The organism is Streptomyces sp. NPDC093221 (genome assembly GCF_044753885.1).
Taxonomy (GTDB): Bacteria; Actinomycetota; Actinomycetes; order Streptomycetales; family Streptomycetaceae; genus Actinacidiphila.
Genome location: NZ_JBIVOA010000001.1, coordinates 1,322,563 through 1,347,543 on the forward strand (window position 1 = coordinate 1,322,563; position 24,981 = coordinate 1,347,543).

22 protein-coding genes are annotated in these 24,981 nt (G+C 72.8%); 17 read left to right on the forward strand and 5 right to left on the reverse strand.

The features are described 5' to 3' along the window. The first annotated feature begins 132 nt into the window (after positions 1-132). On the forward strand, positions 133-729 hold the full coding sequence (locus tag ACIQCJ_RS05910; protein ID WP_402710801.1) for a hypothetical protein: 597 nt from the start codon (positions 133-135) through the stop codon (positions 727-729). A 224-nt stretch (positions 730-953) separates the two neighbouring features. On the opposite strand, the gene ACIQCJ_RS05915 is transcribed toward ACIQCJ_RS05910, so the two are convergent. Next, positions 954-2,279 (reverse strand): diaminopimelate decarboxylase, encoded by a 1,326-nt coding sequence (locus ACIQCJ_RS05915; RefSeq protein ID WP_391051568.1) that lies wholly within the window; start codon positions 2,277-2,279, stop codon positions 954-956. A gap of 173 nt (positions 2,280-2,452) precedes the next feature. On the opposite strand from ACIQCJ_RS05915, the gene hutU reads away from it, so the two are divergent. From hutU to hutI, 4 genes are all read left to right on the forward strand, one after another. Beyond that, positions 2,453-4,120 (forward strand): urocanate hydratase, encoded by a 1,668-nt coding sequence (hutU, locus tag ACIQCJ_RS05920; RefSeq protein ID WP_402710802.1) that lies wholly within the window; start codon positions 2,453-2,455, stop codon positions 4,118-4,120. A 157-nt stretch (positions 4,121-4,277) separates the two neighbouring features. Continuing rightward, positions 4,278-5,474, forward strand: a complete 1,197-nt coding sequence (locus tag ACIQCJ_RS05925; RefSeq protein ID WP_401310207.1) for an allantoate amidohydrolase — start codon at positions 4,278-4,280, stop codon at positions 5,472-5,474. Further along, positions 5,465-6,805 carry a formimidoylglutamate deiminase gene (locus ACIQCJ_RS05930; RefSeq protein ID WP_355346977.1) on the forward strand — a complete coding sequence of 447 codons (1,341 nt, stop codon included), beginning with the start codon at positions 5,465-5,467 and terminating at the stop codon, positions 6,803-6,805. Before ACIQCJ_RS05925 ends, ACIQCJ_RS05930 begins: the two co-directional genes overlap by 10 nt. A gap of 122 nt (positions 6,806-6,927) precedes the next feature. Next, entirely contained in the window at positions 6,928-8,157 is a 1,230-nt protein-coding gene (gene hutI, locus ACIQCJ_RS05935) for an imidazolonepropionase (protein ID WP_402710803.1), read from the forward strand. Positions 8,158-8,264: 107 nt separating this feature from the next. On the opposite strand, the gene ACIQCJ_RS05940 is transcribed toward hutI, so the two are convergent. Next, complete coding sequence (locus ACIQCJ_RS05940) at positions 8,265-9,116, reverse strand: RNA polymerase sigma factor SigF (RefSeq protein WP_355346983.1); 852 nt, start codon at positions 9,114-9,116, stop codon at positions 8,265-8,267. 229 nt (positions 9,117-9,345) lie between these two features. Between ACIQCJ_RS05940 and ACIQCJ_RS05945 the strand changes: the two genes are divergently transcribed. The 7 genes from ACIQCJ_RS05945 (at position 9,346) to ACIQCJ_RS05975 (ending at position 16,916) form a co-directional block, all read left to right on the forward strand. Next, positions 9,346-9,714 carry an STAS domain-containing protein gene (locus ACIQCJ_RS05945; RefSeq protein WP_355346986.1) on the forward strand — a complete coding sequence of 123 codons (369 nt, stop codon included), beginning with the start codon at positions 9,346-9,348 and terminating at the stop codon, positions 9,712-9,714. 141 nt (positions 9,715-9,855) lie between these two features. Then, positions 9,856-10,359, forward strand: coding sequence for an ATP-binding protein (locus tag ACIQCJ_RS05950; protein WP_355346989.1), 504 nt, complete (start codon positions 9,856-9,858; stop codon positions 10,357-10,359). A gap of 311 nt (positions 10,360-10,670) precedes the next feature. Next, positions 10,671-11,414 carry a peptidase gene (locus ACIQCJ_RS05955; RefSeq protein ID WP_402710804.1) on the forward strand — a complete coding sequence of 248 codons (744 nt, stop codon included), beginning with the start codon at positions 10,671-10,673 and terminating at the stop codon, positions 11,412-11,414. Positions 11,415-11,540: 126 nt separating this feature from the next. Next, positions 11,541-12,902 (forward strand): beta-xylosidase, encoded by a 1,362-nt coding sequence (locus ACIQCJ_RS05960; protein ID WP_402710805.1) that lies wholly within the window; start codon positions 11,541-11,543, stop codon positions 12,900-12,902. 327 nt (positions 12,903-13,229) lie between these two features. Beyond that, positions 13,230-14,330: a WxL protein peptidoglycan domain-containing protein gene (locus ACIQCJ_RS05965; protein WP_402710806.1), complete on the forward strand. Its 1,101-nt coding sequence runs from the start codon at positions 13,230-13,232 to the stop codon at positions 14,328-14,330. A 1-nt stretch (position 14,331) separates the two neighbouring features. Further along, positions 14,332-15,597 carry a hypothetical protein gene (locus ACIQCJ_RS05970; protein ID WP_402710807.1) on the forward strand — a complete coding sequence of 422 codons (1,266 nt, stop codon included), beginning with the start codon at positions 14,332-14,334 and terminating at the stop codon, positions 15,595-15,597. Next, positions 15,594-16,916, forward strand: a complete 1,323-nt coding sequence (locus ACIQCJ_RS05975; RefSeq protein ID WP_402710808.1) for a hypothetical protein — start codon at positions 15,594-15,596, stop codon at positions 16,914-16,916. The genes ACIQCJ_RS05970 and ACIQCJ_RS05975 overlap by 4 nt, the downstream gene beginning before the upstream one ends. Positions 16,917-17,195: 279 nt before the next feature. Here the strand turns inward: ACIQCJ_RS05975 and ACIQCJ_RS05980 are convergent, their stop codons facing one another. Next, complete coding sequence (locus ACIQCJ_RS05980; RefSeq protein ID WP_402710809.1) at positions 17,196-17,747, reverse strand: hypothetical protein; 552 nt, start codon at positions 17,745-17,747, stop codon at positions 17,196-17,198. Further along, positions 17,744-18,865 carry a helix-turn-helix domain-containing protein gene (locus ACIQCJ_RS05985; protein WP_402710810.1) on the reverse strand — a complete coding sequence of 374 codons (1,122 nt, stop codon included), beginning with the start codon at positions 18,863-18,865 and terminating at the stop codon, positions 17,744-17,746. Before ACIQCJ_RS05985 ends, ACIQCJ_RS05980 begins: the two co-directional genes overlap by 4 nt. Positions 18,866-19,107: 242 nt before the next feature. On the opposite strand from ACIQCJ_RS05985, the gene ACIQCJ_RS05990 reads away from it, so the two are divergent. Together ACIQCJ_RS05990 and ACIQCJ_RS05995 are read left to right on the forward strand one after the other, a co-directional pair. Beyond that, positions 19,108-19,782, forward strand: a complete 675-nt coding sequence (locus ACIQCJ_RS05990; protein WP_188285980.1) for a response regulator transcription factor — start codon at positions 19,108-19,110, stop codon at positions 19,780-19,782. A 12-nt stretch (positions 19,783-19,794) separates the two neighbouring features. Next, entirely contained in the window at positions 19,795-21,063 is a 1,269-nt protein-coding gene (locus ACIQCJ_RS05995) for an ATP-binding protein (protein WP_391051534.1), read from the forward strand. A gap of 77 nt (positions 21,064-21,140) precedes the next feature. On the opposite strand, the gene ACIQCJ_RS06000 is transcribed toward ACIQCJ_RS05995, so the two are convergent. After that, positions 21,141-21,707: a GtrA family protein gene (locus tag ACIQCJ_RS06000; RefSeq protein ID WP_355347007.1), complete on the reverse strand. Its 567-nt coding sequence runs from the start codon at positions 21,705-21,707 to the stop codon at positions 21,141-21,143. Positions 21,708-21,997: 290 nt separating this feature from the next. On the opposite strand from ACIQCJ_RS06000, the gene ACIQCJ_RS06005 reads away from it, so the two are divergent. The 3 genes from ACIQCJ_RS06005 to ACIQCJ_RS06015 all read left to right on the forward strand — a co-directional run bounded on the left by ACIQCJ_RS06005 (position 21,998) and on the right by ACIQCJ_RS06015 (position 24,960). Next, positions 21,998-23,131: a 5-(carboxyamino)imidazole ribonucleotide synthase gene (locus ACIQCJ_RS06005; protein ID WP_391051693.1), complete on the forward strand. Its 1,134-nt coding sequence runs from the start codon at positions 21,998-22,000 to the stop codon at positions 23,129-23,131. Next, positions 23,124-23,663: a 5-(carboxyamino)imidazole ribonucleotide mutase gene (gene purE, locus ACIQCJ_RS06010; protein ID WP_355347013.1), complete on the forward strand. Its 540-nt coding sequence runs from the start codon at positions 23,124-23,126 to the stop codon at positions 23,661-23,663. The genes ACIQCJ_RS06005 and purE overlap by 8 nt, the downstream gene beginning before the upstream one ends. 103 nt (positions 23,664-23,766) lie before the next feature. Beyond that, positions 23,767-24,960: a dipeptidase gene (locus tag ACIQCJ_RS06015; RefSeq protein WP_402710811.1), complete on the forward strand. Its 1,194-nt coding sequence runs from the start codon at positions 23,767-23,769 to the stop codon at positions 24,958-24,960. The last annotated feature ends 21 nt before the right edge of the window (positions 24,961-24,981 follow it).

Here is a 24,981-nt window from a genome sequence, read left to right on the forward strand (position 1 = left end):
AGCCGCACTTCTTAACGAAAATCTGAGAAACACTGAGTACCCTCCCCACCACTTGCTGGGTGATGCCGTGGCGAAGGACGGCAGCGAAGGAGGAGGCGCGACGTGGTGCGCGGGGCCTACACATTGGCACGGGTGGCAGTGACGGTGCACGCGGCGGCGTGCTGGCTGTGGTGGGCGGGGGTGATCGCGGCCGTGCCGGGCACGGCGGTGACCTTCAGCCCGACAGGACGCCGGATCGGCGTCATGGCGGGCGCGGTGGCGTTCATCGTCGCCGCGGTGACCGCCTACGCGGTACGCGGCGGCCGGTACGCCGAGCGGGCGAGCGCCGCGACCAAGGCGGCGAAGAGCGTCTTCCTCCAGGACCGCAGGGTCACCGCCCGCGCCTGGCTGCGCCGCCGCAGGTGGTGGCTGCTCGCCGCCTTCGTGGTGGCCGCGGCCTCGTCGCTCGCGCTCCCCTGCGCGGGCGGCATGCTGCTCGGCGGCATCGGCGCCGGGCTGTGGGCCAAGTCCCGCAGGATCGCCCGGATCGAGCGCTCCCAGGACGCCCTGCTGTGGGTCCGCCCGGACGGCGACGGCGCCGCCTACCAGCTCACCGGGATCGCCGCGGGCGACGCGGCCCCCGGCGGCGGTCGCCGCCGCGGCCCGGTGACCGCCGCCAACCCCGTCGCGGCCCCTGCGCCGCGCCGCCGCTCCGCGCGCCCGGCCCGTCCGCGCGCCGGACGGTCCTGAGCCGAGGGAAGGCGACCGCCGGGTGGCCGCCGCCGGGCGGTCCTGACCCGAGGGATGGTGACCGCCGTGTGACGGCGGTCGGCCCGGCACCGGGCGGTCCTGACCTGGGCGAAGGCGACCGCCCGGTGGCTGCCGCCGGGCGGTGCTGACCCGTGTGACGGCGGTCGGCCCCGGCACCGGGCTGCTGCCCCCGCGCTAAGCGAGGGGCAGCCCGGTCGTCGCCGTCAGCCCCGGCGCAGGGGCGGCAGGGCGCCGCCGCTCTCCGCGACCAGGTCGTCCAGGGTCTGGGCGGTCCTGACCCGGGCGAAGGTGACCGAGCCCGTGCTGTCCGCGGTGTAGCCGTGGACGGCGGGCCGGGGCAGCGAGTTGTACGCGAAGTGGTTCGAGAAGTAGTACGCGCCGGTGTCGAGCAGCGCGACAAAATCACCCGCGTCCAGCAGCGGCAGCGCCCGGCCCTGCGCGACCAGGTCGCCCGCGAAGCAGCACGGCCCCGCCACGTCCTGCACGACCGGCTCGCCGTCCTTCTCGCGGCCCTTCCCGTCCAGCGCCAGCACCCGTATCGGCCACGCCTCGGGGACGAAGACGGTACGGGTGGCCACCTGCGCGCCCGCGTGCGTCACCGCGATCGGCCGCCCGCCCGCGGACTTGGCGTACTCCACCCGCGCCAGCACCGTGCCGTTCTTGGCCAGCAGCGAGCGCCCGAACTCGGTGACGATGCCGTAGCGCCCGTCGAAGAGGCCGGGCACCTCGGCGCGCAGCACGCGCGCGTAGTCCGCGAAGGACGGCGCGACGTCGTCGGAGCGGAAGTTCACCGGCAGGCCGCCGCCGATGTCGAGCACGCTGACCTGCTGCCGCCCGGCCGCCGCGTTGATCCGCTCGGCCAGCTCGTACGCCGCCCGCACGCCCGCCGCCATCAGTTCGAGCGGCACACCCTGCGAACCGGTGTGGGTGTGCAGCCGGTTGAGCCAGGGGCGCTCGGCGTACGCGCGCAGCACCCACTCCTCCGCGCCCGGGTCGCGCAGCGCCACGCCGAACTTCGAGGTGGCCGTCGCGGTGCTCATCGCGCCGATCGTGCCGCCGCCCACCTGCGGGTTGACCCGCAGCCCGACGGGGGAGGCCGACTCCGCCCCGGCCAGGCGCAGCGCGTCGATTCTGGCCAGCTCCTGCGGATTGTCCGCGTTGACGGCGATGCCCAGCTCCAGCGCCTCGCGCAGCTCCGCCACGGTCTTGGCGGGGGAGTCCAGTACGGTCCGGTCGGCCGGGATGCCCGCGGCGCGCGCCAGCGCCAGCTCGCCGGGGCTGGCGACCTCCGCGCCGAGCCCGCACTCGCCGAGCAGCGCGAGCACCGGGACGAGGGAGGCGGCCTTGACGGCGAAGGTGTGGGTGACGGCCACGCCCGGCGTCGCGAAGGCGGCGTGCAGCGCCGTCGCCGAGCGTTCGATGCCGGTGACGTCCAGCAGGCCGACGACCGGCTCCGCCTCGCCGACCAGTCCCTGCTCCACCGCGGCACGCAGCGCGTGCCCTCGCCGTATTCCCAGTTCATCCGTCATGACATCCATCCCACCACCTCCCCGCCCGCGCCCGCCAACCCGGCTCAAGGAGTGGTCGCGCCGATCTCACCGGGGCCGCGCGACCGCACCTTGTTGACTAGAGCTATTCAGCTAGTCAGGATGTGAATGGATGCACCCACACCGGGTGCGCCGACGACGAGGAGGCCGCACCGATGACGGGACCGAGGCCGGTACGCGCACCGCGCGGTACGGAACTGAGCGCGCTGGGCTGGCAGCAGGAAGCCGCGTTGCGCATGTTGCAGAACAACCTCGACCCGGAGGTCGCCGAGCACCCCGACAAACTCGTCGTCTACGGCGGCACCGGCAAGGCCGCCCGCGACTGGAACTCCTTCGACGCCATGGTCCGCACCCTGCGCGGCCTCAAGCAGGACGAGACGATGCTCGTCCAGTCCGGCCGCCCGGTCGGCGTCATGCAGACCCACGAGTGGGCGCCGCGCGTCCTCATCGCCAACTCCAACCTCGTCGGCGACTGGGCGAACTGGGAGGAATTCCGCCGCCTCGAAGCCCTGGGCCTGACCATGTACGGCCAGATGACCGCCGGCTCGTGGATCTACATCGGCACCCAGGGCATCCTCCAGGGCACCTATGAGACCTTCGCCGCCGTCGCCGCCAAGCGCTTCGGCGGCTCGCTCGCCGGGACCATCACCCTCACCGCCGGACTCGGCGGGATGGGCGGCGCCCAGCCGCTGGCCGTCACCATGAACGGCGGCGTCGTGCTCTGTATCGACGTCGACCCGCGCGCCATCGAGCGCCGTATCGAGCACCGCTACCTCGACGTGAAGGCCGACTCGCTGGAGCACGCGCTGCGGCTGGCCACCGAGGCCCGCGACGCCCGCCGCCCGCTGTCCATCGGCGTCCTCGGCAACGCCGCCGAACTGGTGCCCCAACTGCTCGCCATGGGCGCCCCCGTCGACATCGTCACCGACCAGACCTCCGCCCACGACCCGCTCGCGTACCTCCCGCTCGGCATCGACTTCTCCGACATGGCCGACTACGCGGCCGAGAAGCCCGCCGAATTCACCCAGCGGGCCCGCGAGTCCATGGCCACGCACGTCGAGGCCATGGTCGGCTTCCAGGACGCGGGCGCCGAGGTCTTCGACTACGGCAACTCCATCCGCGGCGAGGCCCAACTCGCCGGGTACGAGCGGGCCTTCGCCTTCCCCGGCTTCGTCCCCGCCTACATCAGGCCGCTGTTCTGCGAGGGCAAGGGCCCCTTCCGCTGGGCCGCGCTGTCCGGCGAGGCGTCCGACATCCACAAGACCGACAAGGCCATCCTCGAACTCTTCCCCGAGAACGAGTCGCTGGCCCGCTGGATTCGCCTCGCGGGCGAACGCGTCCAGTTCCAGGGCCTGCCCGCCCGCATCTGCTGGCTCGGCTACGGCGAACGCGACCGCGCGGGCGAGCGCTTCAACGAGATGGTCGCCGACGGCACCCTCGCCGCCCCCGTCGTCATCGGCCGCGACCACCTCGACGCCGGTTCCGTCGCCTCCCCGTACCGCGAGACCGAGGCCATGCTCGACGGCTCCGACGCCATCGCCGACTGGCCGCTGCTCAACGCCATGGTCAACGTCGCCTCCGGCGCCTCCTGGGTCTCCATCCACCACGGCGGCGGCGTCGGCATCGGCCGCAGCATCCACGCCGGCCAGGTCACCGTCGCCGACGGCACCCCCCTCGCCGCCGAGAAGATCCGCCGCGTCCTCACCAACGACCCCGGCATGGGCGTCATCCGCCACGTCGACGCGGGCTACGACCACGCCGACGAGGTGGCCGCCGAGCGCGGCGTGCGCGTCCCGATGCGGGAGGGCACCTCCGGTGAATGACTTCGCGCCCCCGCACAATTCACCCCCTCCGGCGTTCGAGGAGCGGGGTCCAGGGGCCGAGCCCCCCGTTCCGGGAAGGGGCGGGCCAGGGGGGAACGGGCCAGGGGAGAACGGCTCAGGGGCGAAACAGCCCGCCGCGGGCGCGTCCTTCCACGCGATGTGGCGCGACCTCCTCCCGGTCGGCCGGGACACCGGAACCGGCGGCTACCGCCGCTACGCCTGGACCCCGGCGGACACCGACTGCCGCGCCTGGTTCCGCGCCCAAGCGGAGTCCCGCGCCCTGACCTACGAGGTCGACCGCAACGGCAACCAGTGGGCCTGGCAGGGCGACCCGACGGCGGGCGACGCCGTCGTCACCGGCTCCCACCTGGACTCCGTCCCCGACGGCGGCCCCTTCGACGGCCCGCTCGGCGTCATCTCCTCCTTCGCCGCCCTCGACGAACTCCGCGCCCGCGGCGCGACCCCCACCCGCCCCCTGGCCCTGGTCAACTTCACCGACGAGGAAGGCGCCCGCTTCGGCGTCGCCTGCGCCGGTTCCCGGCTGAGCGCGGGCCAGTTGACCCCGGAGCGCGCCAGGGAACTGCGCGACGCGGACGGCGTGAGCCTCGCCCGGGCGATGGAGGCGGCGGGCCAGGACCCGGAGGCGATCGGCCCCGACCCCGAACGCCTCGGCCGGATCGGCGCCTTCGTGGAACTCCACATCGAACAGGGCCGGGCCCTGGACCTGTCGGGCGACGCGGTCGGCGTCGCCTCGGCGATCTGGCCGCACGGCCGCTGGCGGTTCGACTTCACCGGCGAGGCCAACCACGCGGGCACCACCCGCCTGGAGGACCGCCGCGACCCGATGCTGACCTACGCCAACACGGTGCTGGCCGCCCGCAAGAAGGCCCGCCTCGCGGGCGCCCTCGCGACCTTCGGCAAGGTCAGCGTGGAACCCAACGGCGTCAACGCCATCGCCTCACTCGTTCGGGGCTGGCTCGACTCGCGCGCCGCGGACGAGGCCACCCTCGCCGAGGTCGTCACCGCCATCGAGCAGGCCGCGACCGAGCGCGGCGCCCGCGACGGCGTGGACGTGCGGGTCGTCCGCGAGTCCTTCACCCCGGTGGTGGAATTCGCCCACGACCTGCGCGACCGCCTCACCGCGCTGCTCGGCGGCGCCGCGCCCGTACCGGTCCTTCCGACCGGCGCGGGACACGACGCGGGCATCCTGTCCGCGACCGTCCCAACCGCCATGCTGTTCGTACGCAACCCCACCGGCGTCTCGCACTCCCCGGCCGAATCGGCGGCCGAGGACGACTGCGTCGCCGGTGTGACCGCACTCGCCGACGTACTGGAAGGTCTCGCGTGCAGGTGACGTACTGGCTGGAGCACGCCTGGCTCGGCACCCATGTCGAGCCGGGCGTCGCGCTCACGGTCGCGGACGAACGCATCACCGAGGTCAGCACAGGCGTGGACGCGCCGCCCGCCGGGGCGACCGTCCTGCGCGGCCTGACCCTGCCCGGCCTGGCCAACGCCCACAGCCACGCCTTCCACCGGGCCCTGCGCGGCACCGTGCAAGTCGGCTCCGGGACCTTCTGGACCTGGCGCGAGTTCATGTACGGCGTCGCGCAGAAGCTCACCCCCGACACGTACTTCGACCTCGCGCGCGCCGTCTACGCCGAGATGGCGCTGGCCGGGATCACCGCGGTCGGCGAATTCCACTACCTGCACCACCAGCCGGGCGGCACCCCGTACGACAATCCCAACGCCATGGGCGAGGCCCTGATCGCCGCCGCGGGCGCGGCCGGGATCCGGATCACGCTGCTCGACACCGTCTACCTGCACGGCGGCCTGAACCGGAACGGCTACGCGCCGCTGGCCGGACCGCAGACCCGCTTCGGCGACGGCACCGCCGACCGCTGGTACGAGCGCTGGTCGCAGCTCAAGGGCGGCGGCCACGCGACGATCGGCGCCGCGCTGCACTCGGTGCGGGCCTTCTCCGCGAGCGACGGCTACACGGCCTTCGCCCGCTGGACCGACGGCGTGCCGACGCACATCCACCTGTCCGAGCAGCCCGCGGAGAACGAGGCGTGCGTCGCGGTGCACGGCCGCACCCCGGCCCGGCTGCTCGCGGACTCCGGCTTCTGGAAGCCGACCGCCACCGCCGTGCACGCCACGCACCTCACCGGTGAGGACATCGGCCTGATCGGGCGCGCGGGCAGCACCGTCTGCATGTGCCCCACGACGGAACGCGACCTGGCCGACGGCATCGGCCCGGCGCCCCGGCTCAAGGCGGCGGGCAGCCCGCTGAGCCTGGGCAGCGACAGCCACGCCGTCATCGACCTGTTCGAGGAGGCGCGCGCCATGGAGCTGAACGAACGGCTGCGCACCCGCGCCCGCGGCCACTGGACCGCGGCCCAACTGCTGCGCGCCGCCACCGAGGACGGTCACGCGAGCCTCGGCCGACCCGACGCGGGCCGCCTGGAACCGGGCTGCGCCGCGGACTTCACCACGATCGCGCTGGACTCCGTCCGCACCGCCGGACCCCTGCCCCGGCTGGGCGCGGAGACCGCCGTATTCGCGGCCACGGGCGCGGATGTGACGTCCACCGTGGTCGGCGGCCGGCAGATCGTCCGTGACGGGCGGCATCAGCTCGTCGAGGACGTGCCCGCCGCCCTGGCAGCGGCCATCGCGGCCACCCGCTGAGTCCGAGCCGGAACCCGAGCCCGAATCCGAACCCCCTCGCGGGGCGCCCACCGAGCCCGAGCCCGTCCCCGAGCCCCGGCACCCCGCCCCCGTGCCCGCGTCCGAAGGAGAACCCCCGCGCGATGACCAGCAGCCCGGCGACCAGCAGCCCGGCGACCAGCGCCCCGAGCGGCCCGGCGCACAGCACGGCCATCACCAACATCGGCAGTCTGGTCACCAACGATCCCTCCCTCCGCACCCCGGAAAACCCCCTCGGCCTGATCCAGGACGCCGCCGTCGTCATCGAGGGCGACCGCGTCGTCTGGACCGGTACCCACAGCAAAGCACCCGCCACTGACAGTCACCACGACGCCGGGGGCCGGGCGCTGCTCCCCGGCTTCGTGGACTCCCACGCGCACCTGGTCTTCGCGGGCGACAGGACCGCCGAATTCCACGCCCGGATGTCGGGCCGCCCCTACTCCGCGGGCGGCATCCGCACCACGGTCGCGGCCACCCGCGCGGCCACCGACGACGAACTGTCGGCGAGCGTCGCCCGCTACCTCGCGGAGGCGCTGCGGCAGGGCACCACGACGCAGGAGACCAAGTCCGGCTACGGCCTGACCACGCACGACGAGGCCCGCGCGCTGCGGATCGCGGCCGGTCACACCGACGAGGTGACGTACCTGGGCGCCCATGTCGTCGCCCCGGAGTTCGCCGCCGACCCGGCGGCGTACGTCGCCCTGGTGACCGGCGAGATGCTGGACGCCTGCGCGCCGCACGCCCGCTGGATCGACGTCTTCTGCGAGGAGGGCGCCTTCGACGGCGACCAGGCCCGCGCGGTCCTCACCGCGGGCGCGGCCCGCGGACTGGTCCCGCGCGTGCACGCCAACCAGCTCTCGTACGGCCCCGGCGTGCGCCTCGCCGTCGAGCTGGACGCGGCCTCGGCCGACCACTGCACGCATCTGACGGACGCCGACGTGGACGCGCTCGCCAGCGCGCCGCGTACGGTCGCGACGCTGCTGCCCGGCGCCGAATTCTCCACCCGGGCCGTCTACCCGGACGCCCGGCGGCTGCTGGACGCGGGCGCGACGGTGGCGCTGTCCACGGACTGCAACCCGGGCTCGTCCTTCACCAGCTCCATGGCCTTCTGCGTGGCCCTCGCGGTCCGCGACATGGGCATGACGCCCGACGAGGCCGTCCTGGCCGCCACCCTCGGCGGCGCCCGGGCGCTGCGCCGCACGGACGTCGGCACGGTCGCGCCGGGCGCCCGCGCCGATCTGCACCTGCTGGACGCCCCCAGCCACGTCCACCTCGCCTACCGCCCGGGAGTCCCCCTGACGGCGGCGGTGTGGCAGGCCGGGAAGCGCCTCTGAAGCGCCGAGGAGCGCGCCTGAGCGCCCGGGGGAGGCTGCTTAGGGTCTGTGCGGCGGGCGGGCGTGCCAGGGGGCGAAGGGGCCGTTCGTGATCCGCCGGACAGGCCCTAGTCCTCGACCATCAGTCCGCGGCGCAGCCGCGCCAGCGTGCGCGACAGCAGCCGTGACACGTGCATCTGCGAGATGCCCAGCTCCTCGCCGATCTCGGACTGCGTGAGATTGGCGACGAAGCGCAGCGACAAGATGGTGCGGTCGCGCGGTGTGAGCCCGGCGATCAGCGGCTTGAGGGACTCGACGTACTCGATGCCCTCGAGGTCGTGGTCCTCGTAGCCGATCCGGTCGGCCAGCGCGCCCTCCGGGTCGTCCTCCGCGGGCTGGGCGTCCAGCGAACTGGCGGTGTACGCGTTGCTCGCCGCCATGCCCTCGACGATCTCGTGCTCGGGCAGGCCGAGGCGTTCGGCCAGCTCCCGCACGGTCGGGGAGCGGTCCAGTTGCTGTGCCAGCTCGTCGCCCGCCTTGGCGAGGTCGAGCCGCAGCTCCTGGAGCCGCCGCGGCACCCGCACCGACCAGCTCGTGTCACGGAAGAAACGTTTGATCTCACCGATGATCGTCGGCATCGCGAACGTGGGGAACTCCACACCGCGGCTCAGCTCGAACCGGTCGATCGCCTTGATCAGGCCGATCGTGCCGACCTGGACGATGTCCTCCATCGGCTCGCTGCGGGTGCGGAAGCGCGAGGCGGCGAATTTCACCAGCGCCAGATTGAGTTCGACCAGGGTGTTGCGGACATACGAGTACTCGGTGGTGCCCTCCTCCAGCGACTGGAGGCGGGCGAAGAGCGTCTTCGACAGAGCGCGGGCGTCGACCGGTCCTATACGGTCGTACGGCGGGATCTCGGGAAGTCCCTCAAGGCCCTTGAGCTGCTCGTGCGCATGATCCAGGCTCAGCCGGGGTGTCATGTGCTCCTCCCTCTCTTGAGACCTTTCGCGACCACTCGCGGCGATGGATGGAGCGGTGCCGTATCTCCACCCCTACCCCGATTCCCCGGCCGGTCGCAAATTCCCTCGAACGGGTGAGGTACGGTCCGCTGGACCGTTCCTGCCGGGCCCGCGACCTCCGACTACCGCGCCATCTGCGAAAAGCGTAGGGTCGGGGGGCGTGTCAACACGGACGCACAGAGGAGCGCACATGGACCGCGATGTGGTCGGCACGGCCGACCTGGGAAGGCTGCGTGTCGAGGTGGGACACCACGGCCGATCCGCGGTCTTCGCCCCCACGGGCGAGTTGGACCACCACACCGCTGACCTGCTGAGCGAGCCGCTCGACGCGGCTCTCGACGCGGGCACCACCCGGCTGGTGATCGACTGCTCGGGCCTGGAGTTCTGCGACTCCACGGGGCTGAACGTGTTGCTGAGCGCGCGACTGCGGGCGGACGCCGCCGGGGGGGCCGTCCATCTGGCCGCCATGCAGCCGACGGTCGCCCGCGTTTTCGAGATCACCGGGGCGGACACGGTTTTCACCGTGCACGCCACGCTGGACCAGGCGCTTCAGGAGTAGCGGGGTGCGTACGGGGGCCATGGGACGTGAGTGGCGATTTCCTGCGGGACGATGTTTGGTGGGCTCCCAGACGTGTTCCCGGAGATCGACCGGGAAGAAGACCGACGGACACCTGTTGGACATCCGTGAGGTGAGGCGCTGATGAGCACCACCCGGCCTTACGCTGCGGACGACCGCGGCTCGGATTCGGGCGAGGGTGAGTCCGACGTGTCGGCGCCCGAGCGGGCCGGTCCCGACGAACCGGTGCGGAAGCTGGCGCTGTCGGGCGAGAGCGGCATTGTGCCGCGCGCCCGTGACTTCACCCGGCAGGCACTGCGCGACTGGGGCTGGCTGCCCGCCGCGAGCGCGGACCGCAGAGCCGCCGCCGAGGACGTGCTGCTGGTCGTCTCCGAGTTGGTCACCAACGCCTGCCTGCACGCGGGCGGCCCCGACGAGCTGCGGCTGCGCCGCAACCCCAAGTCGCTGCGCCTCGAAGTCGTCGACAGCGGCCCGGGCGAGCCGTCGCCCCGTACCCCGCACCGCGCGGGCCGCCCCGGCGGCCACGGCATGTTCATCGTGCAGCGGCTCTGCCTCGACTGGGGCGTGATCCGCGAGGCCGACCGGCCGGGCAAGACGGTCTGGGCGGAACTGGCCGCACCGGCGTAACCGCGACGGCCGCCGCCCGGCGGCCACGACCGGACCCCTCCCGGTCAGGGCGACCTTTCCGTACGCCCGCACCGGTACGCGCCCGCCCTGACGCGTTCCCGTCCGCGCACGCGTGCTTCCGTACGCGCGCGCTCGCCTGCTCCCGTACGCCCACGCGCGCCTTCGCGCGCCTGCGGGTCCGCCTTCGCGCGCCCGGTTTCCGTCGGTGCGACGCCTCTCTTCCCTCTCCGACCTCACCGGCGTACCCTCACGCCAAATCTGATGTGCCGTCAGATCTGCCGGTGCGGGTGGCGGCGGAGGGAGATGGGCCGATGAGCAGGACCAGGGCGGGTTTCGTGGTGGCCGGGATAGCGGCGGGGGCGGTCGTCATGACCGGCGCCCCAGCCGCGCAGGCGACCACGGTGAACGTCAACTACCACTGCAAGACGCCGATCGGCGACAAGAGCGCGGTCTCGCCGATCGACATCGCGGCCACGCCCAGCGGTTCGTCGTACCGCCTGAAGATGACCTTCCAGAAGGGGGTCTCGTCCAGTCCGATCGAGCTGGGCAAGGGGGCGATGAACCCGCACGCGACGATCCTGCTCGGCGGCGCGGACAGCGGTTCGCTGACGGTGACGGGACCGTCCAACCCGGCCCCGATCCCGGCCAACACGCCGATCAAGATCACCGATCTGTCGGGCACGTACACCCCGAAGGCGAGCGGCAAGGTCACCTTCACGCCCGGCGTGCTGACCATCCTGGCGCTGGGCACGACGACGACCTGCACGGCCGATCCCAAGCCGGGGGTGTCGCTCACCCTCACCGTCAAGGCGGCGGGCGGATCGAGCGGTTCCGGCGGGTCGAGCGGTTCTGGCGGATCGAGCGCGTCCGGCGGTACGACGGGCTCCGGCGGCTCGTCGGGTTCCGGCGGTACGAGCGGAGGTTCGAGCGGCAACCTCGCGCAGACCGGCTCCGACGACGGCGTGGTCGCCCTTGGCACCCTCGGCGGCACGGTGCTGCTGTTCGGGGCCGGTGGCGCGCTCTGGCTGACCCGCCGCACCCGGCGAGGCGTCTGACGACCTGACGGATCGTCACATACGGTCGGCGCTCTCCATTGACTTCTCTTGACCGCCCGGCCTCAATGGCCACCGTCGGCGCGGGAAATGGGACGCCGCGTCACGAACACGGATCAAGGGGACGATATGAACGCTCATTCGCGCAGGGCGCCGGGCCGCCGAGGTCCACGAAGACCAGCCACCGTCGCGCGCCGGCTCGTGGCGGTCGTCGGTACGGCGGCGCTCGTCGTCGGCGGCGGGACGGTGCTCGCCGCCTCGGCGCACGCCAACACCCCGGTCGACTTCGCCACGCACTGCGTCCCGCCGGCCGTCGCCGGGCTGCCGCCCATCGACGGCACGTCCACCGCCACGGTCACCGTGGACGACGCGACGCCGAAGGTCGGCGACACCGTCCACGTCACCTACACGCTCAGCCGGGCCGCGGCGAGCAACCCGACCGACATCGCCCTGCCCGCCGACGTGGTCACACCGCACGCCGTCGTGGTGCTCGGCGGCGCGCAGACCGGCGCCGTCACGGTGGACGGCCCCAAGAGCAACCCGCCGATCCCCGGCAAGGGCGCCTTCCCCGCGCTGGTCATGCACGGCAGCTTCACCGCCACCGCGGCGGGCACGGTCACGCTGTCGCCCGGCGACTACACCATCCACACCAGCTACATCCTGGAGCTGGACACCGTCTGCACCGTGACGAATCCGCCCGCGCCGGTCTCCGAGACGGTCACGGCGAGCGGCTCGGTGCCGACCAACAACCGTGCCATCGCGCTGAGTTCGGCGTCCGGCGACCGGGGTGCGGCGGTGAGGGTGACCGGCAGCCACTTCACCGAGGGCGCCACCGTCACCATCGCGGGCCGCTCCGGCGCCGACGAGACGGCCGACCGTACGACGGCCACCGCCGACTCCTACGGCGGCTTCACGGCGTCGCTCACCGTCAACGACCCCGCGACCACCGGGATCGTGGCGTACGAGGGCGGCGCGTACGACCCCGCGACCGCCGCCGGACCCGCCGCGTACACCGTCAATGACAACACTCCCGTACCGCCCGGCGCGCAGAAGGTCACGGCGTCGGTCGTCCCGGGCACGCTGTCGATGACGCAGGCCGGTGACACGGTCACCATGACGCCCGTCGACTTCGGCACGGGCGGCACGTCCAGCGGCGCGCTCAGGACCGTCACCGTCACGGACTTCCGCGGCGGCTCCACCGGCTGGTCGCTCACCGGCAAGGTCAGCGACTTCACCGGCCCGGACGGGTCGCGGATCGGCGCGGACAAGCTCGGCTGGACACCCGCCTGCGCGACCGCTACGGGCAGCCCGAGCAACTGCGTGGCGGGCAGCGCCGGTTCCGTCGGCAGTACGGGAGCCACCCTGGCCTCCGCGCCCGACGCCACCGCGACCGGCGGCGAGTTCACCGTCGACGCCGGTCTCTCACTCGACATTCCGCGGTTTAGCCCCGCCGGAACCTACTCGGGAGTCTTGACCCTGACCCTGACCTGACGCACAGTCAGATACTGCTGCCGACCGAGGGAGTTGACGAGGATGTCGTGGTCGCGAGCACGGTCGTGGTCACCGCCGCCGTCCCGGTCCCGCCCGCGCGCCGCCCGGGTCGGGGCCGACGCGCGGACGCGTACGCGGATACGCGTGCGGCCCCGTCCGCCGCTTCCGGACGTGCCCGCGGGCACACCTGCGGGGACACCTGCCGGGACACCTGCGGGCACACCTGCGGGCACACCTCCGGGCGTACTTCCTCGCGGACGGGCGCGGGCGCGGGCACGGTCCGCGGCGGCCACGGGCCTGCGCGCGCTCACCGCGACCGGGGCCGTCGTGGCGGTCGGCCTCGCCGCTCTCCTCGGTCCGGCGGCGGGACCGGCCGGCGCCGCCGACAACGGGCGCTGGTCGGTCTTCCCCGCCCCCGCCGCGGGCGCCGCCGACCCCAGTGCCACCGGCCAGGAACGGCAGTTCTTCACCCTCCAGGCCGACCCCGGCACCACCGTCAAGGACAAGGTGTCGGTCTCCAACCTCTCCACCGCGCCGATGACCTTCAGGCTCTACGGCGCCGACGCGTACAACACCCCGCGCGACGGCGGCTTCGCCGTCCGGGGCCCCGACGAGACCAACCGCGACGTCGGCACCTGGATCCGGCTCGCCAAGACCACGCTGACCGTGCCGCCGCGCACCCGCGCCGACATCCCGTTCACCCTCGCCGTCCCGGCCAACGCCTCGCCCGGCGACCACCCCGGCGCGATCGTCGCCCTGGACACCCGGACCGACGAGGGCTCGGGCAAGGTCGCGGTCGGCGTGCGCCGGGCGGTCGGCGCGCGCGTCTACCTGCGGGTCGGCGGGCCGAGCCTGGCCGCGCTCTCCGTCGAACACCTCACCGTCAGCCACGGCGACCCGCTGCTGCCCGGCACCGGCAGCACGGCCGCCACCATCCACTACACGCTGGTCAACCGCGGCAATGTCACCCTCTCGCCGCGCCTGGCCGTCAAGGCCACCGGCCTGTTCGGCCGCACCCTGCTCAACCGCCCGGCCCGCGACCTGCCCCTCGAACTCCTGCCGGGACAGCAGGTCAGCCTCACCGAGAAGTGGGCGGGCGCCCCGGCCTTCGACCGCGTCTCGGTCCGGCTGACCGTCAGCACCGCGACCGGCGGCGTCGACGAGCGCGGCACCGCCTCGTACCTCGTCGCACCCTGGCTCGCGGTGGCGCTCGTCCTGGCCGGACTCGCGGTGTCGGCCGCCTGGTACGTACGCCGCCGGCGGTCGCGGCACCCGGCGGCGGAAGCCGCTGAGGCGGCATCTGGCGCCGGGCCGGACGCGGTGCCGGACGCTTCGGATACGTACACGGGCCCCGGTCCGCGTGCGGATACGGGTGCGGACTCCGGGCCCGGCACCGCCGTCATCGGCGCGCCGAGGGGCGGGAGTTGACGTGCGGGCGACGCGAAGCGGGCTCCTGGGACGGCGGTTGGGCCTCGGGCGGCGGGCACGGCTCCGGCGGCCGGTCCTCGCCTTCGTCACCGCCCTTGTCCTGACGGCCGGTTCGGCCGTCGCGGCACCGGCAGCGCTCGGCGCGCCCGCCGACTCCGCCGTACTCCGCGTGCCCGCCGCCGCGCCGACCGTCGTGGCGCACCCCGGCGCGGCCCGCCCCGGCGGCGACGTCACCGTGGTCGGCGCGGGCTGGAAACCCGGCACCCTGCTGGCCATCCTGCTCTGCGGCCAGGACGCGATCGGCGGCACCAACTCCTGCGCCAACGCCTCCGGCCGGGCCGTCACCACCGACGCGGCGGGGAAGTTCAGCCGCCGGCTGCCGGTCGTGGCGCCGCCGAAGCCGTGCCCCTGCGTCATCCACGTGTCCACCGTGACCGGTGAACAGCTCACCGTGGACGCGCCGTTCACCGTCACAGGACACCCCACCGCGCCGCTGCCCGCGCGGACCGGCACCGGCAGGCTCGCCGTACTGACCGCGCGGCTGCGCGGCGGCGGCGGACTGCTCACCTGGTTCGGCGCGCCCGCGCACCGCACGCTCGTGTTCACCGTCGGCAATCTGGGCTCGGGCGCTGTCAAGGACCCGGCCTTCGACGTCGGCGCCTCGCACGGCGTCTACGCACCCCAGTGGGACCGCCAGCAGTGGCACGGCACGGTCGCGCCCGGCGGGAAACAGCGGATCGGCTTCCCGGTGGAGCTGGGCTCCGGCGCGCACGGCGCGTACACCGTACAACTGCGCTACGGCGGAAAGGTGCTGGTCACCGAGGCGTGGTCGGTCGGGCGGCCGTGGGGCGTCACCCTCTTCTGGATCCTGCTCTTCCTGGTCGTCCCGGCCGCCGTCTTCCGGCTCGGGATGCTGGCGGTCGACCGGCTCAGGCCCGGCGCGGGAGCCGCCGTGCCCGGCGGGCGGCCCGCGTGGCACCCGGCGACCGTACTGGCCCACCTGCCGCTGAAGGCCGCCGTCCCGCGCGGACGCCACGCGCCGCCCGGACCGCCGCCACCCGCCTCCGCGCCCCCGCCGCCCTCGTACGCGCCGGACGCGGGCCCGCTGCCCTGGTTCACCCACGGCGCCCTGCCCGCCCTGCGCGGCTCCGTGCCGCCGCGCTCTTCCGACTCCGGCTCCGGGCCCGGGTCCGGCTCCGGCTCCGGGTCCGGGCCCGGCTCCGACGAGAGCCCCGCCCCGAGCCCCCCTTCGAAAGGAAGCCCGTGACCATACGACGAAGCGCGTCCGCGGCCGTGGCCGCCCTGCTGCTCGGCGGCGGATCGGTGCTGATGACCGCGGGGGCCGCGCACGCCGCGGAATCCGACTTCGCGACCAGGTGCGTGCCCCCGGCCGCGTCAGGACTCGGCCCCATCGACGGCACCACCAAGGCCGACATCACCGCGCCCGCCACCGCCAAGGTCGGCGACACGGTCACCGTCACCTGGAAGACCGTCCAGGCCGCCTCCAAGAACCCCGACATCATCGACCTGCCCGCCGACAAGGTGCAGCCGTCCGGCAAGGTCACCCTCGGCGGCACCCAGACCGGCACCCTCGACGTCCAGGGACCGCGCCGGAATCCGGCCATCCCCAAGAACAGCGAAATGAAGCTCTCCGACATGACCGGCACCCTCAAGCTCACCAAGGCCGGTGACATCACCCTCTCCCCGGGCGCCTACACCATCAACGTCAGCTACCCGATCTCCACCGACACCGTCTGCACCCCCACGGCCGCCGTGCCGGTCGCCACCACGATCAAGGTGACGGAGGGGGACGCGACTTCCGGCGGTACGACGACGGGCGGCACGACAACCTCGGGCGGTACGACCACCGGGGGCACGTCCGGTAGCACGTCCGGTGGGACAGGCGGCGGGACGGGCGGCACCTCGTTCAAGGGGACGTCCGTGGACGTGCCGTACGCCTGCAAGACGCTGATCGGTGACAAGTCGGCCACCTCGAAGGTCGAGATCGACGCGGCGAAGGCGTCCTCCGGCTACGACCTCACCGTGAAGTTCGGCAACAGCGTGATGGACAGCCCGAGTCCGATCAGCAAGGGCATGATCACACCGAGTATGACCGTGCTGCTCAGCGGTGCCCAGACCGGCTCCCTCACGCTCACCGGCTCCCCGAACAGCACCGCCTTCGCCCAGAACGCGCCCATCACCATCGACGACATCAAGGGCCGCTTCGTGCCCGGCAAAACCGGCAAGGTCGGGCTGAGCCCCGGCACTCTCGTCATCAAACTCACCGACGGCGGCACCGCCGTCGCCACCTGCACGCCCACGAAGGCCGCCCCGGTCTCCCTCACCCTCGACACCGCCGCCGCCCCCGGCGGCGGCACGACCGGCTCCACGACCACCGGCGGCACCACCGGCTCCACGACCGGCGGTTCGAGCACGACCGGCTCCACCACGGGCGGCGACCTCGCCGCCACCGGCTCCGACGCCAACGGCCCCCTCCGCGCCCTCGGTTACGTCGCCGCCACCGCCCTCCTCCTCGGCGCCGCCGTCCTCACCTTCACCCCCTGGCGCCGCTTCCTCCGCCGCTGACCCGCGCAGGACGGGCCGCGACATCAGCCGGGCGACGGGCTGTTGTCGCGGCCCGCGGGATCACGTAGCGTCGGCCGACGTGAACACCGGACCGGCGCTACGCGCGGCTGTGTGAGCGCGCCGTCGAGTACGGCTTCAGCGGCGAGTGTGTCGCAGGCGGTGCTCGGACAGTTGGGAACACGACTGTGCGGACAGGGCGTCGAACAATCCGGCCGATTCGGTTGTGACTGCCCGTCAAGCGAGGTTCCGCGGGAGCGCCCGCTGGAGTTTTCGTCCCGGTCAGGTGGGATCAAGCAGTCCTTCGGCTCTGGCCCACTCGATGAAGTCCGAGCCGTCGCACGGCAGAAACGCCTCCGCGTCCCGTAACGCGTCGACGACCGCGCAGGCTTGGTGCTCCGTGAGGAGGCCGCCGCGCAGACCGTGGCAGATCAGTTGGAGCGTAGTCGAAACCGGTACCCCATGGGCGATCGCGACGTTCCGACCGGCCCGGTCGTCGATGACGGCGGTGCACCCGTGTAGTTGGGCGTAAGCGAGAGTGGCTGCTTCACCAAGGTCCTTGGTGTCTCCCGTGCCGCCACCGAGACGGTTGTGGAACGCACTGAACGATGCGAGGAATTCCAGCGAGTCGTCGTTGGATTCGGTCAGCCACACCTGGGCTCCCACCAGGTGCAGACGGCTGTGGCGGGCGGCTCCGCGCCGGATCTCGTGCGCGACGGCGTTGGTCAGCAGGCAGGTTCGGCCTTCGACGAGTTTCGCCAGCACCTCCAGTTGACCGGAACGGGCGAAATAGTTCAGCGGCGAGCTGTCGAACACCAGGCTCGTGTCCGTCATGGCAGGAAGGCTCCGACTTCCCCGCGCAGCGCCTCCAGCGGAACCGGGTGGGGCTGGCCGAGGTCTTCCCTGTGCAGTTGCTTGTCCCGGATGATCTCAAGGGAGCGGGTGGCGGAGATCTTGTAGGTCCGGTAGGCGTGCACGGCTGCCGCTCTGACACCGGTGGGCACATGGCCCTCGGGCAGTTCTTCCACGACCTGTATCCCCGCCTCCATGTAGTCGGCGCGCGTGGGTGAGCTTCGATCGAGGCTGCGGTACTCGTCGCTGTCGATCGCTTCGTAGCCGCGCAGTTGGCGCAGGGCCACGGACCAACTCACCCGGTACTCGGCTGCCAGGACGATGACGGCCGGACGCAGTCTGTGCTCCTCGCGCAGTTGCCGGTAGCGGTCGGTGGCACCAGGCGGGAAAAGGAGGGCTGCGGCGAAAGCGTCGATGGCACGTTCGTGGTCGCTGGTGTCGACGCCCCAGTCGGCGGAGTAGGCGTCGGCGAGGATGTGGTGCCCGAATTCATGGGCCAGGGTGCTGCGTCGTCGGCCCGCGTCCAGGGTGCTGTTGATGACGGCGACTCCGAGGTCGCCCAGGGCCGCGTAGCACCCATCGACCCCCTGCGGCCCGATCGGGGCGGACCAGGCGTAAAGACCTGTCCGCTCCACACAGTTGGCCAGGTTCAAAAGTGGCTTGCCGGGGTCTGCTCCCAGCCGGGACCGGGCATCGCTCGCGGCCGCGAGGACGGCCGGGGCGTCGTCGGCGGTGAAGGGATCGACCGGTTCACCGCGGCTGGCCGTCCCGAGGGCCGCGGCGTCGACCAGCGTACGCAGATCACGCAGACGGTCCTCCAGTTCGTACTCGCCTGCTCTGTCGTCCCGCTGCGTCGGCTGGGCACGCCTGCTGGCCACGACCGGCGCGGGTGGAGTGACGAACCATGACAGGGGCCGGTCCAGCGCGGTACCGATGGCCGCCAGTTCAAGCGAGTTCAGCTTTCTCCCGCCGACTTCGATCTTTGCGATGGCGGACCGGTCCATGCCGGTGGTCTCCGCCAGTTGTTCCTGGCTGAAGCCACGGACGGACCGTGCCTCTGCGACTCTCGCGCCTACGTCGGCCCACGTCCACTCATCCATTGTTCCAATATCGCACAACGCGAAGGGCTGAAACCAGCGGGCGAGGCCCACCGGCCGGGAGCGCCGGCCCTTTCCGATGTGATGTGGTCCCGCTCGCGCGTTCCTCTGCCGTCTTCGCCCCTCCTCGTAATCCCTCCTGCGGCCCCCGGAATCCGGCCGCCGCAGGGGGCGCGGCGGGTGGCGTGGGGCGGCTCTCCGTACCACCGCCTCCCCGGCGCCCGGTGCGGACTACCATCAAGCCCATGACCCGCGTACTTCTCGCCGAGGACGACGCATCCATCTCGGAACCGCTCGCGCGCGCACTGCGCCGAGAGGGCTACGAGGTCGAGGTGCGCGAGGACGGACCCACCGCTCTGGAGACGGCACTGCTCGGCGCCGTCGATCTGGTGGTGCTCGACCTGGGCCTGCCCGGCATGGACGGCCTCGATGTGTGCCGCAGGATCCGTACCGAGGGACACACCTTCCCGGTGCTGGTCCTCACCGCGCGGGCCGACGAGGTCGACACCGTCGTCGGCCTGGACGCCGGCGCGGACGACTACGTCACCAAGCCGTTCCGCCTGGCGGAGCTGCTGGCCCGGGTGCGGGCGCTGCTGCGCCGCGGCACCACCGAGTCCACCCAGCCCGCCACCCACGGCGTCCGGATCGACGTCGAGTCGCACCGGGCGTGGATGGGCGACGACGAGCTCCAGCTCACCGCAAAGGAGTTCGACCTGCTGCGCGTGCTCGTACGCGACGCGGGCCGGGTCGTCACGCGGGAGCAGCTCATGCGCGAGGTCTGGGACACCACCTGGTGGTCCTCGACCAAGACGCTGGACATGCACATCTCGTGGCTGCGCAAGAAGCTCGGCGACGACGCGGCCAGCCCCCGCTACATCTCCACCGTGCGCGGCGTCGGCTTCCGGTTCGAGAAGAACTGACACGCTGGCTCCATGCGCCGCCGTCTGATCTCCTCCACGCTGGCCGTGGTGCTCGTCGTGATCGCCGTCTTCGGGATCTCCCTGGTCATCGTGGAGACCCGGACGATCGAGAGCAGCGCCCAGGAGAGCGTGGACTCCGAGGCGGTGCGTCTGGTCGGCATCGTGGAGAACCGCATCCTGGCGGGGGAGAGCATCACCGCCAAGGGCCTGGACCGGCAGATCGCCGCCGACCGTTACGCGGTGGTGCAGGTGCCCGGCCACCCCGAGGTGACGCTCGGCGACAAGCCCAAGGGGCGGGTGCTGGCGTCCCGGCAGTCCGGCGGCCACGGCGAGAAGGTGCTGGTCGAGGAGCCGCGCTCCAAGGTCAGCCAGGAGATCGGCCGCACCCTGCTGGTGATCCTGGCGGTCGCGCTGCTCGCGGTGCTGGCCGCCGTGATACTGGCCGTCCTCCAGGCCCGCCGGCTGGTCAGCCCGCTCACCGATCTCGCCGAGACCGCCGAGCGGCTCGGCTCCGGCGACCCGCGCCCCCGGCACCGCCGCTACGGCGTCCCGGAACTGGACCGGATCGCCGACGTCCTGGACGCCAGCGCCGACCGGATCGGCCGGATGCTCACCGCGGAACGACGGCTCGCGGCCGACGCCTCCCACCAACTCCGTACGCCGCTGACCGCGCTGTCCATGCGGCTGGAGGAGATCGTGGCGACCGCCGACGACCAGGAGGCGGTCAAGGAGGAGGCGACGATCGCGCTCGGCCAGGTCGAGCGGCTCACCGATGTCGTGCAGCGGCTGCTGACCAACGCCCGCGACCCGCGCAGCGGCTCCGCCGTCGACTTCGACCTCGACGAGGTGATCAAGCAGCAGGTCGAGGAGTGGCGGCCCGCGTACCAGAACGAGAACCGGACCATCGCGCGCTCCGGCACCCGGGGGCTGCGCGCGGTCGGCACCCCCGGCGCGGTCGCGCAGGTGCTCGCCACGCTGATCGAGAACTCGCTGATGCACGGCGCGGGCACCGTCACCCTGCACACCCGCGTCACCGGCAACCAGGCCGTCGTGGAGGTCACCGACGACGGGCAGGGCGTGCCGCCGGACCTCGGCGGGCGGGTCTTCGAGCGGACGGTCAGCGGGCGCAACTCCACCGGGCTCGGCCTCGCGGTCGCCCGCGACCTGGCGGAGGCGGACGGCGGACGGCTGGAACTGCTCCAGCAGCGGCCCCCGGTCTTCGCGCTCTTCCTGTCCCGCGAGATCCCGTCACCGCCGCCCCGCGCGGACGTCGTGAGCTGAGGACGCCGTGAGCTGAGGCGGCCGGAAGAGAAGCGGCCGGAAGAGAAGCGGCCCGGTCGAGCGGGACGAGAAGCCGCTCAGTTGAAGCGGTCGTCTTCCCTGGCCGCCGCGGCCTGCCGGGCCCTGACAGCGGCGCTGGCGGTCGCACCGGACGCCTTCGGCCCCTTGCCGTCGGCCAGGAACGCCTCGGCCTGCTCCACGGCCTCGCGCGCGGGCAGCGCCCGGAAGACCCAGGTCCGGTAGGACCAGAAGCGGAAGAGCGTGGCCACGCCGATGCCGACGAATTTGAAGATGTTGGCCTGGAGCGAGCTGTCCCAGCCGAAGCCGTACACCGCCGTGTAGAGCACGCCGTTCTCGATCACCAGGCCGATGGCGCTGAAGAAGAGAAAGAGGCTGAGCTCCTTCGTGCGGCCCGCCTTGTCGCGGTCACGGTAGGTGAAGTACCGGAAGCCCACGTAGTTGAAGGCGATGGACACCACGGTCGCCAGGATGCTGGCCCGTACGGTCTGGAGCTCGGTGCTGTGCCGCACCAGGTTGAACACCCCGATGTTGACCAGCACACCGGCGGCGCCGACGACCCCGAACTTCGCGATCTCGCGGTACAACAGCCGCAGTCGGGAACGCAGCTCTCGCAGTCCGCTCATGGTGATCGCTCGGCCCTGTCTGTGGAAGGTGGGGGGCGGGTGCCGTCATGGGTGGGAACGGGGTGGAATCCGCTGAGAAACCGGGTGCCGAGGGGGCACGGTCGGTGCCCCTGCGTGTCGCCCCGTGCCTCCGTGTTGTCTCCACCACATGTTAACCGTGCCGTACGGAGCTACGTCGATCGGAGCCGGTCATTCGTGTCCCCGCGTGGCGGATACCCTGGTGGCACCCCCTACGAGTACCAGCCCGCGCACCTCCGGCAGGAAAAAACGTGACATTCCCGGTAGTCGGCATGATCGGCGGCGGCCAGCTCGCCCGCATGACCCACGAGGCGGGCATCCCGCTCGGCGTCAGGTTCAGGATTCTCAGCGACACCCCTCAGGACTCGGCGGCCCAGGTGGTCGCCGACGTGACCGTGGGTGACTACCGGGACCTCGCGACCCTGCGGGCCTTCGCCCAGGGGTGCGACGTGCTGACCTTTGACCACGAGCACGTACCGGCCGAGCACCTGCGCGCCCTGGAGGCGGACGGCGTCGTCGTACGCCCGGGGCCCGACGCGCTGGTGCACGCCCAGGACAAGGGCGTCATGCGCGCCCGCCTCGCCGAGATCGGCGTGCCCTGCCCGGTCAACCGCATCGTCACCGACCCCGCCGACGTCACCCGGTTCGCCGAGGAGCAGGCCGGGGGCTACCCCGTGGTCCTGAAGACCGTGCGCGGCGGCTACGACGGCAAGGGCGTGTGGATCGCCCGCTCCGAGGCCGACGCCGCCGAGCCCTTCCGCGCGGGCGTCCCGGTGCTCGCCGAGGAGAAGGTGGACTTCGTACGGGAGCTGGCCGCCAATGTCGTCAGGTCGCCGCACGGCCAGGCCGTCGCGTACCCGGTCGTGGAGTCCGTCCAGGTCGACGGGGTGTGCGACACCGTGATCGCGCCCGCGCCCGGCCTGTCCGACGCCCTGTCCGCGCGGGCCCAGCAGCTCGCGCTGACCGTCGCGCGCGAGCTGGGCGTGGTCGGCCACCTCGCCGTGGAGCTGTTCGAGACCCGCGCGGCCGACGGCAGCTCCGCCATCCTGGTGAACGAGCTGGCGATGCGCCCGCACAACAGCGGCCACTGGACCATGGACGGCGCCGTCACCTCGCAGTTCGCCAACCACCTGCGCGCCGTCCTCGACCTGCCGCTCGGCGACCCGCGCCCGCGCGCCCGCTGGACGGTCATGGCCAACGTGCTCGGCGGCGACTTCCCCGACATGTACGCGGCCTACCTGCACTGCATGGCCCGCGACCCGGGTCTGAAGATCCACATGTACGGCAAGGACGTGAAGCCCGGCCGTAAGGTCGGCCACGTCAACACCTACGGCGACGACCTGGCGGACGTGCGCGAGCGCGCCCGGCACGCGGCCGACTATCTGCGAGGAACGATCGATGAGTAACCCCGCCGCTTCCGCCGGGAGCCCGCTGGTCGGCGTCGTGATGGGCTCGGACTCCGACTGGGAGGTCATGGAGGCCGCCGCGCAGATCCTCGACGAGTTCGAGGTGCCCTACGAGGTCGACGTGGTCTCCGCGCACCGCATGCCGCACGAGATGATCGCGTACGGCGAGCAGGCCGACGGCCGCGGCCTGAAGACCATCATCGCGGGCGCGGGCGGCGCCGCCCACCTGCCCGGCATGCTCGCCTCCGTCACCCCGCTGCCGGTCATCGGCGTGCCCGTGCCGCTGAAGTACCTCGACGGCATGGACTCGCTGCTGTCCATCGTCCAGATGCCCGCGGGCGTCCCGGTCGCCACCGTCTCGGTCGCGGGCGCCCGCAACGCCGGGCTGCTCGCCATCCGCATCCTCGCCGCCCACGACCCCGAACTCCTCACCCGGATGCGGGAGTTCCAGCAGTCGCTCAACGAGCAGGCGACGGAGAAGGGCAAGCGGCTGCGCGCGAAGGCGAAGGGCGCGGGCGGCTTCGGCTTCTGACCCGCAAGGCGCGTAAGCCCGTAGGCCCGTAGCCCCGCAAGGCGCGCCGCCCTCGGCTCCCGGCCGCCGACGCCAACACCCGCTCCCCACCCGGAGGTACGACGTGGACCACCTGACGCACGCCCGCGAACTGCTCGCCGCCCACCCCGTGGTGGACGGGCACAACGACCTGCCGTGGGCCCTGCGCGAGCAGGTGGCGTACGACCTCGACCGGCTCGACATCGCCGCCGACCAGAGCGACCGGCTGCACACCGACATCCCGCGGCTGCGGGCGGGCGGCGTCGGCGCGCAGTTCTGGTCGGTGTACGTGTCGGTGGAGCTGACCGGCGGCGAGGCCGTCACCGCGACGCTCGAACAGATCGACGTCGTACGGCGGTTGGCCGACCGCTACTCGGCCGACCTGCGGCTCGCGCTGACCGCCGACGACATGGAGACCGCCCGTTCCGAGGGCAGGATCGCCTCCCTGATGGGCGCCGAGGGCGGCCATTCCATCGACTGCTCGCTGGGGACGCTGCGCGGCCTGTACGACCTCGGCGTCCGCTACATGACGCTCACGCACAACGACAACACCCCGTGGGCGGACTCGGCGACCGACAAGCCCGTCGCGGGCGGTCTCACCGCCTTCGGCGAGGAGGTCGTGCGCGAGATGAACCGGCTCGGGATGCTGGTGGACCTCTCCCACGTCTCGCCCGACACCATGCGCGCCGCGCTGCGGGTCGCCGAGGCCCCGGTGCTCTTCTCGCACTCCTCGTCCCGCGCCGTCTGCGACCACGTGCGCAACATCCCCGACGACGTCCTGGCCGCGTTGCCCGCCAACGGCGGTGTCGCGATGGCGACCTTCGTGCCCAAGTTCATCCTGCCCGCCGCCATCGAGTGGACCGCGGCGGCCGACGAGAACATGCGCGCCCACGGCCTGCACCACCTCGACACCACCCCGGACGGCATGGCCGTGCAGCGCGCGTACGAGGCCGCCCACCCGCGCCCGGTCGCCACCGCGGCCACCGTCGCCGACCACCTCGACCACATGCGGGCCGTCGCGGGCGTCGACCACATCGGCATCGGCGGCGACTACGACGGCACGGCCTTCACCCCCGACGGCCTCGCCGACGTCTCCGGCTACCCGCACCTGATCGCCGAACTGCTCACCCGCGGCTGGTCCGACCCGGACATCGCCAAGCTGACCTGGCAGAACGCGGTACGGGTGCTGCGCGAGGCCGAGTCGGCCGCCGCGGCGATCCGCGCCCGGCGCGGCCCCTCGACGGCGACGATCGCGGCCCTGGACGGCCCGCGCGCCTGACCCCGTGGACCCGAAAACGCC

What these genes read in the sequence shown, in the direction of transcription:
- ACIQCJ_RS05950 (WP_355346989.1), top strand. Translation starts at nt 9,856, where the DNA reads ATGAGCACCACCCGGCCTTACGCTGCGGACGACCGCGGCTCGGATTCG.
- ACIQCJ_RS05925 (WP_401310207.1), top strand. Translation starts at nt 4,278, where the DNA reads ATGTGGCGCGACCTCCTCCCGGTCGGCCGGGACACCGGAACCGGCGGC.
- hutU (WP_402710802.1), top strand. Translation starts at nt 2,453, where the DNA reads ATGACGGGACCGAGGCCGGTACGCGCACCGCGCGGTACGGAACTGAGC.
- purE (WP_355347013.1), top strand. Translation starts at nt 23,124, where the DNA reads ATGAGTAACCCCGCCGCTTCCGCCGGGAGCCCGCTGGTCGGCGTCGTG.
- ACIQCJ_RS05990 (WP_188285980.1), top strand. Translation starts at nt 19,108, where the DNA reads ATGACCCGCGTACTTCTCGCCGAGGACGACGCATCCATCTCGGAACCG.
- hutI (WP_402710803.1), top strand. Translation starts at nt 6,928, where the DNA reads ATGACCAGCAGCCCGGCGACCAGCAGCCCGGCGACCAGCGCCCCGAGC.
- ACIQCJ_RS06005 (WP_391051693.1), top strand. Translation starts at nt 21,998, where the DNA reads ATGATCGGCGGCGGCCAGCTCGCCCGCATGACCCACGAGGCGGGCATC.
- ACIQCJ_RS05940 (WP_355346983.1), bottom strand. Translation starts at nt 9,116, where the DNA reads ATGACACCCCGGCTGAGCCTGGATCATGCGCACGAGCAGCTCAAGGGC.
- ACIQCJ_RS05960 (WP_402710805.1), top strand. Translation starts at nt 11,541, where the DNA reads ATGAACGCTCATTCGCGCAGGGCGCCGGGCCGCCGAGGTCCACGAAGA.
- ACIQCJ_RS05915 (WP_391051568.1), bottom strand. Translation starts at nt 2,279, where the DNA reads ATGACGGATGAACTGGGAATACGGCGAGGGCACGCGCTGCGTGCCGCG.
- ACIQCJ_RS05955 (WP_402710804.1), top strand. Translation starts at nt 10,671, where the DNA reads ATGAGCAGGACCAGGGCGGGTTTCGTGGTGGCCGGGATAGCGGCGGGG.
- ACIQCJ_RS05985 (WP_402710810.1), bottom strand. Translation starts at nt 18,865, where the DNA reads ATGGATGAGTGGACGTGGGCCGACGTAGGCGCGAGAGTCGCAGAGGCA.
- ACIQCJ_RS05945 (WP_355346986.1), top strand. Translation starts at nt 9,346, where the DNA reads ATGGACCGCGATGTGGTCGGCACGGCCGACCTGGGAAGGCTGCGTGTC.
- ACIQCJ_RS06000 (WP_355347007.1), bottom strand. Translation starts at nt 21,707, where the DNA reads ATGAGCGGACTGCGAGAGCTGCGTTCCCGACTGCGGCTGTTGTACCGC.
- ACIQCJ_RS05980 (WP_402710809.1), bottom strand. Translation starts at nt 17,747, where the DNA reads ATGACGGACACGAGCCTGGTGTTCGACAGCTCGCCGCTGAACTATTTC.
- ACIQCJ_RS05995 (WP_391051534.1), top strand. Translation starts at nt 19,795, where the DNA reads ATGCGCCGCCGTCTGATCTCCTCCACGCTGGCCGTGGTGCTCGTCGTG.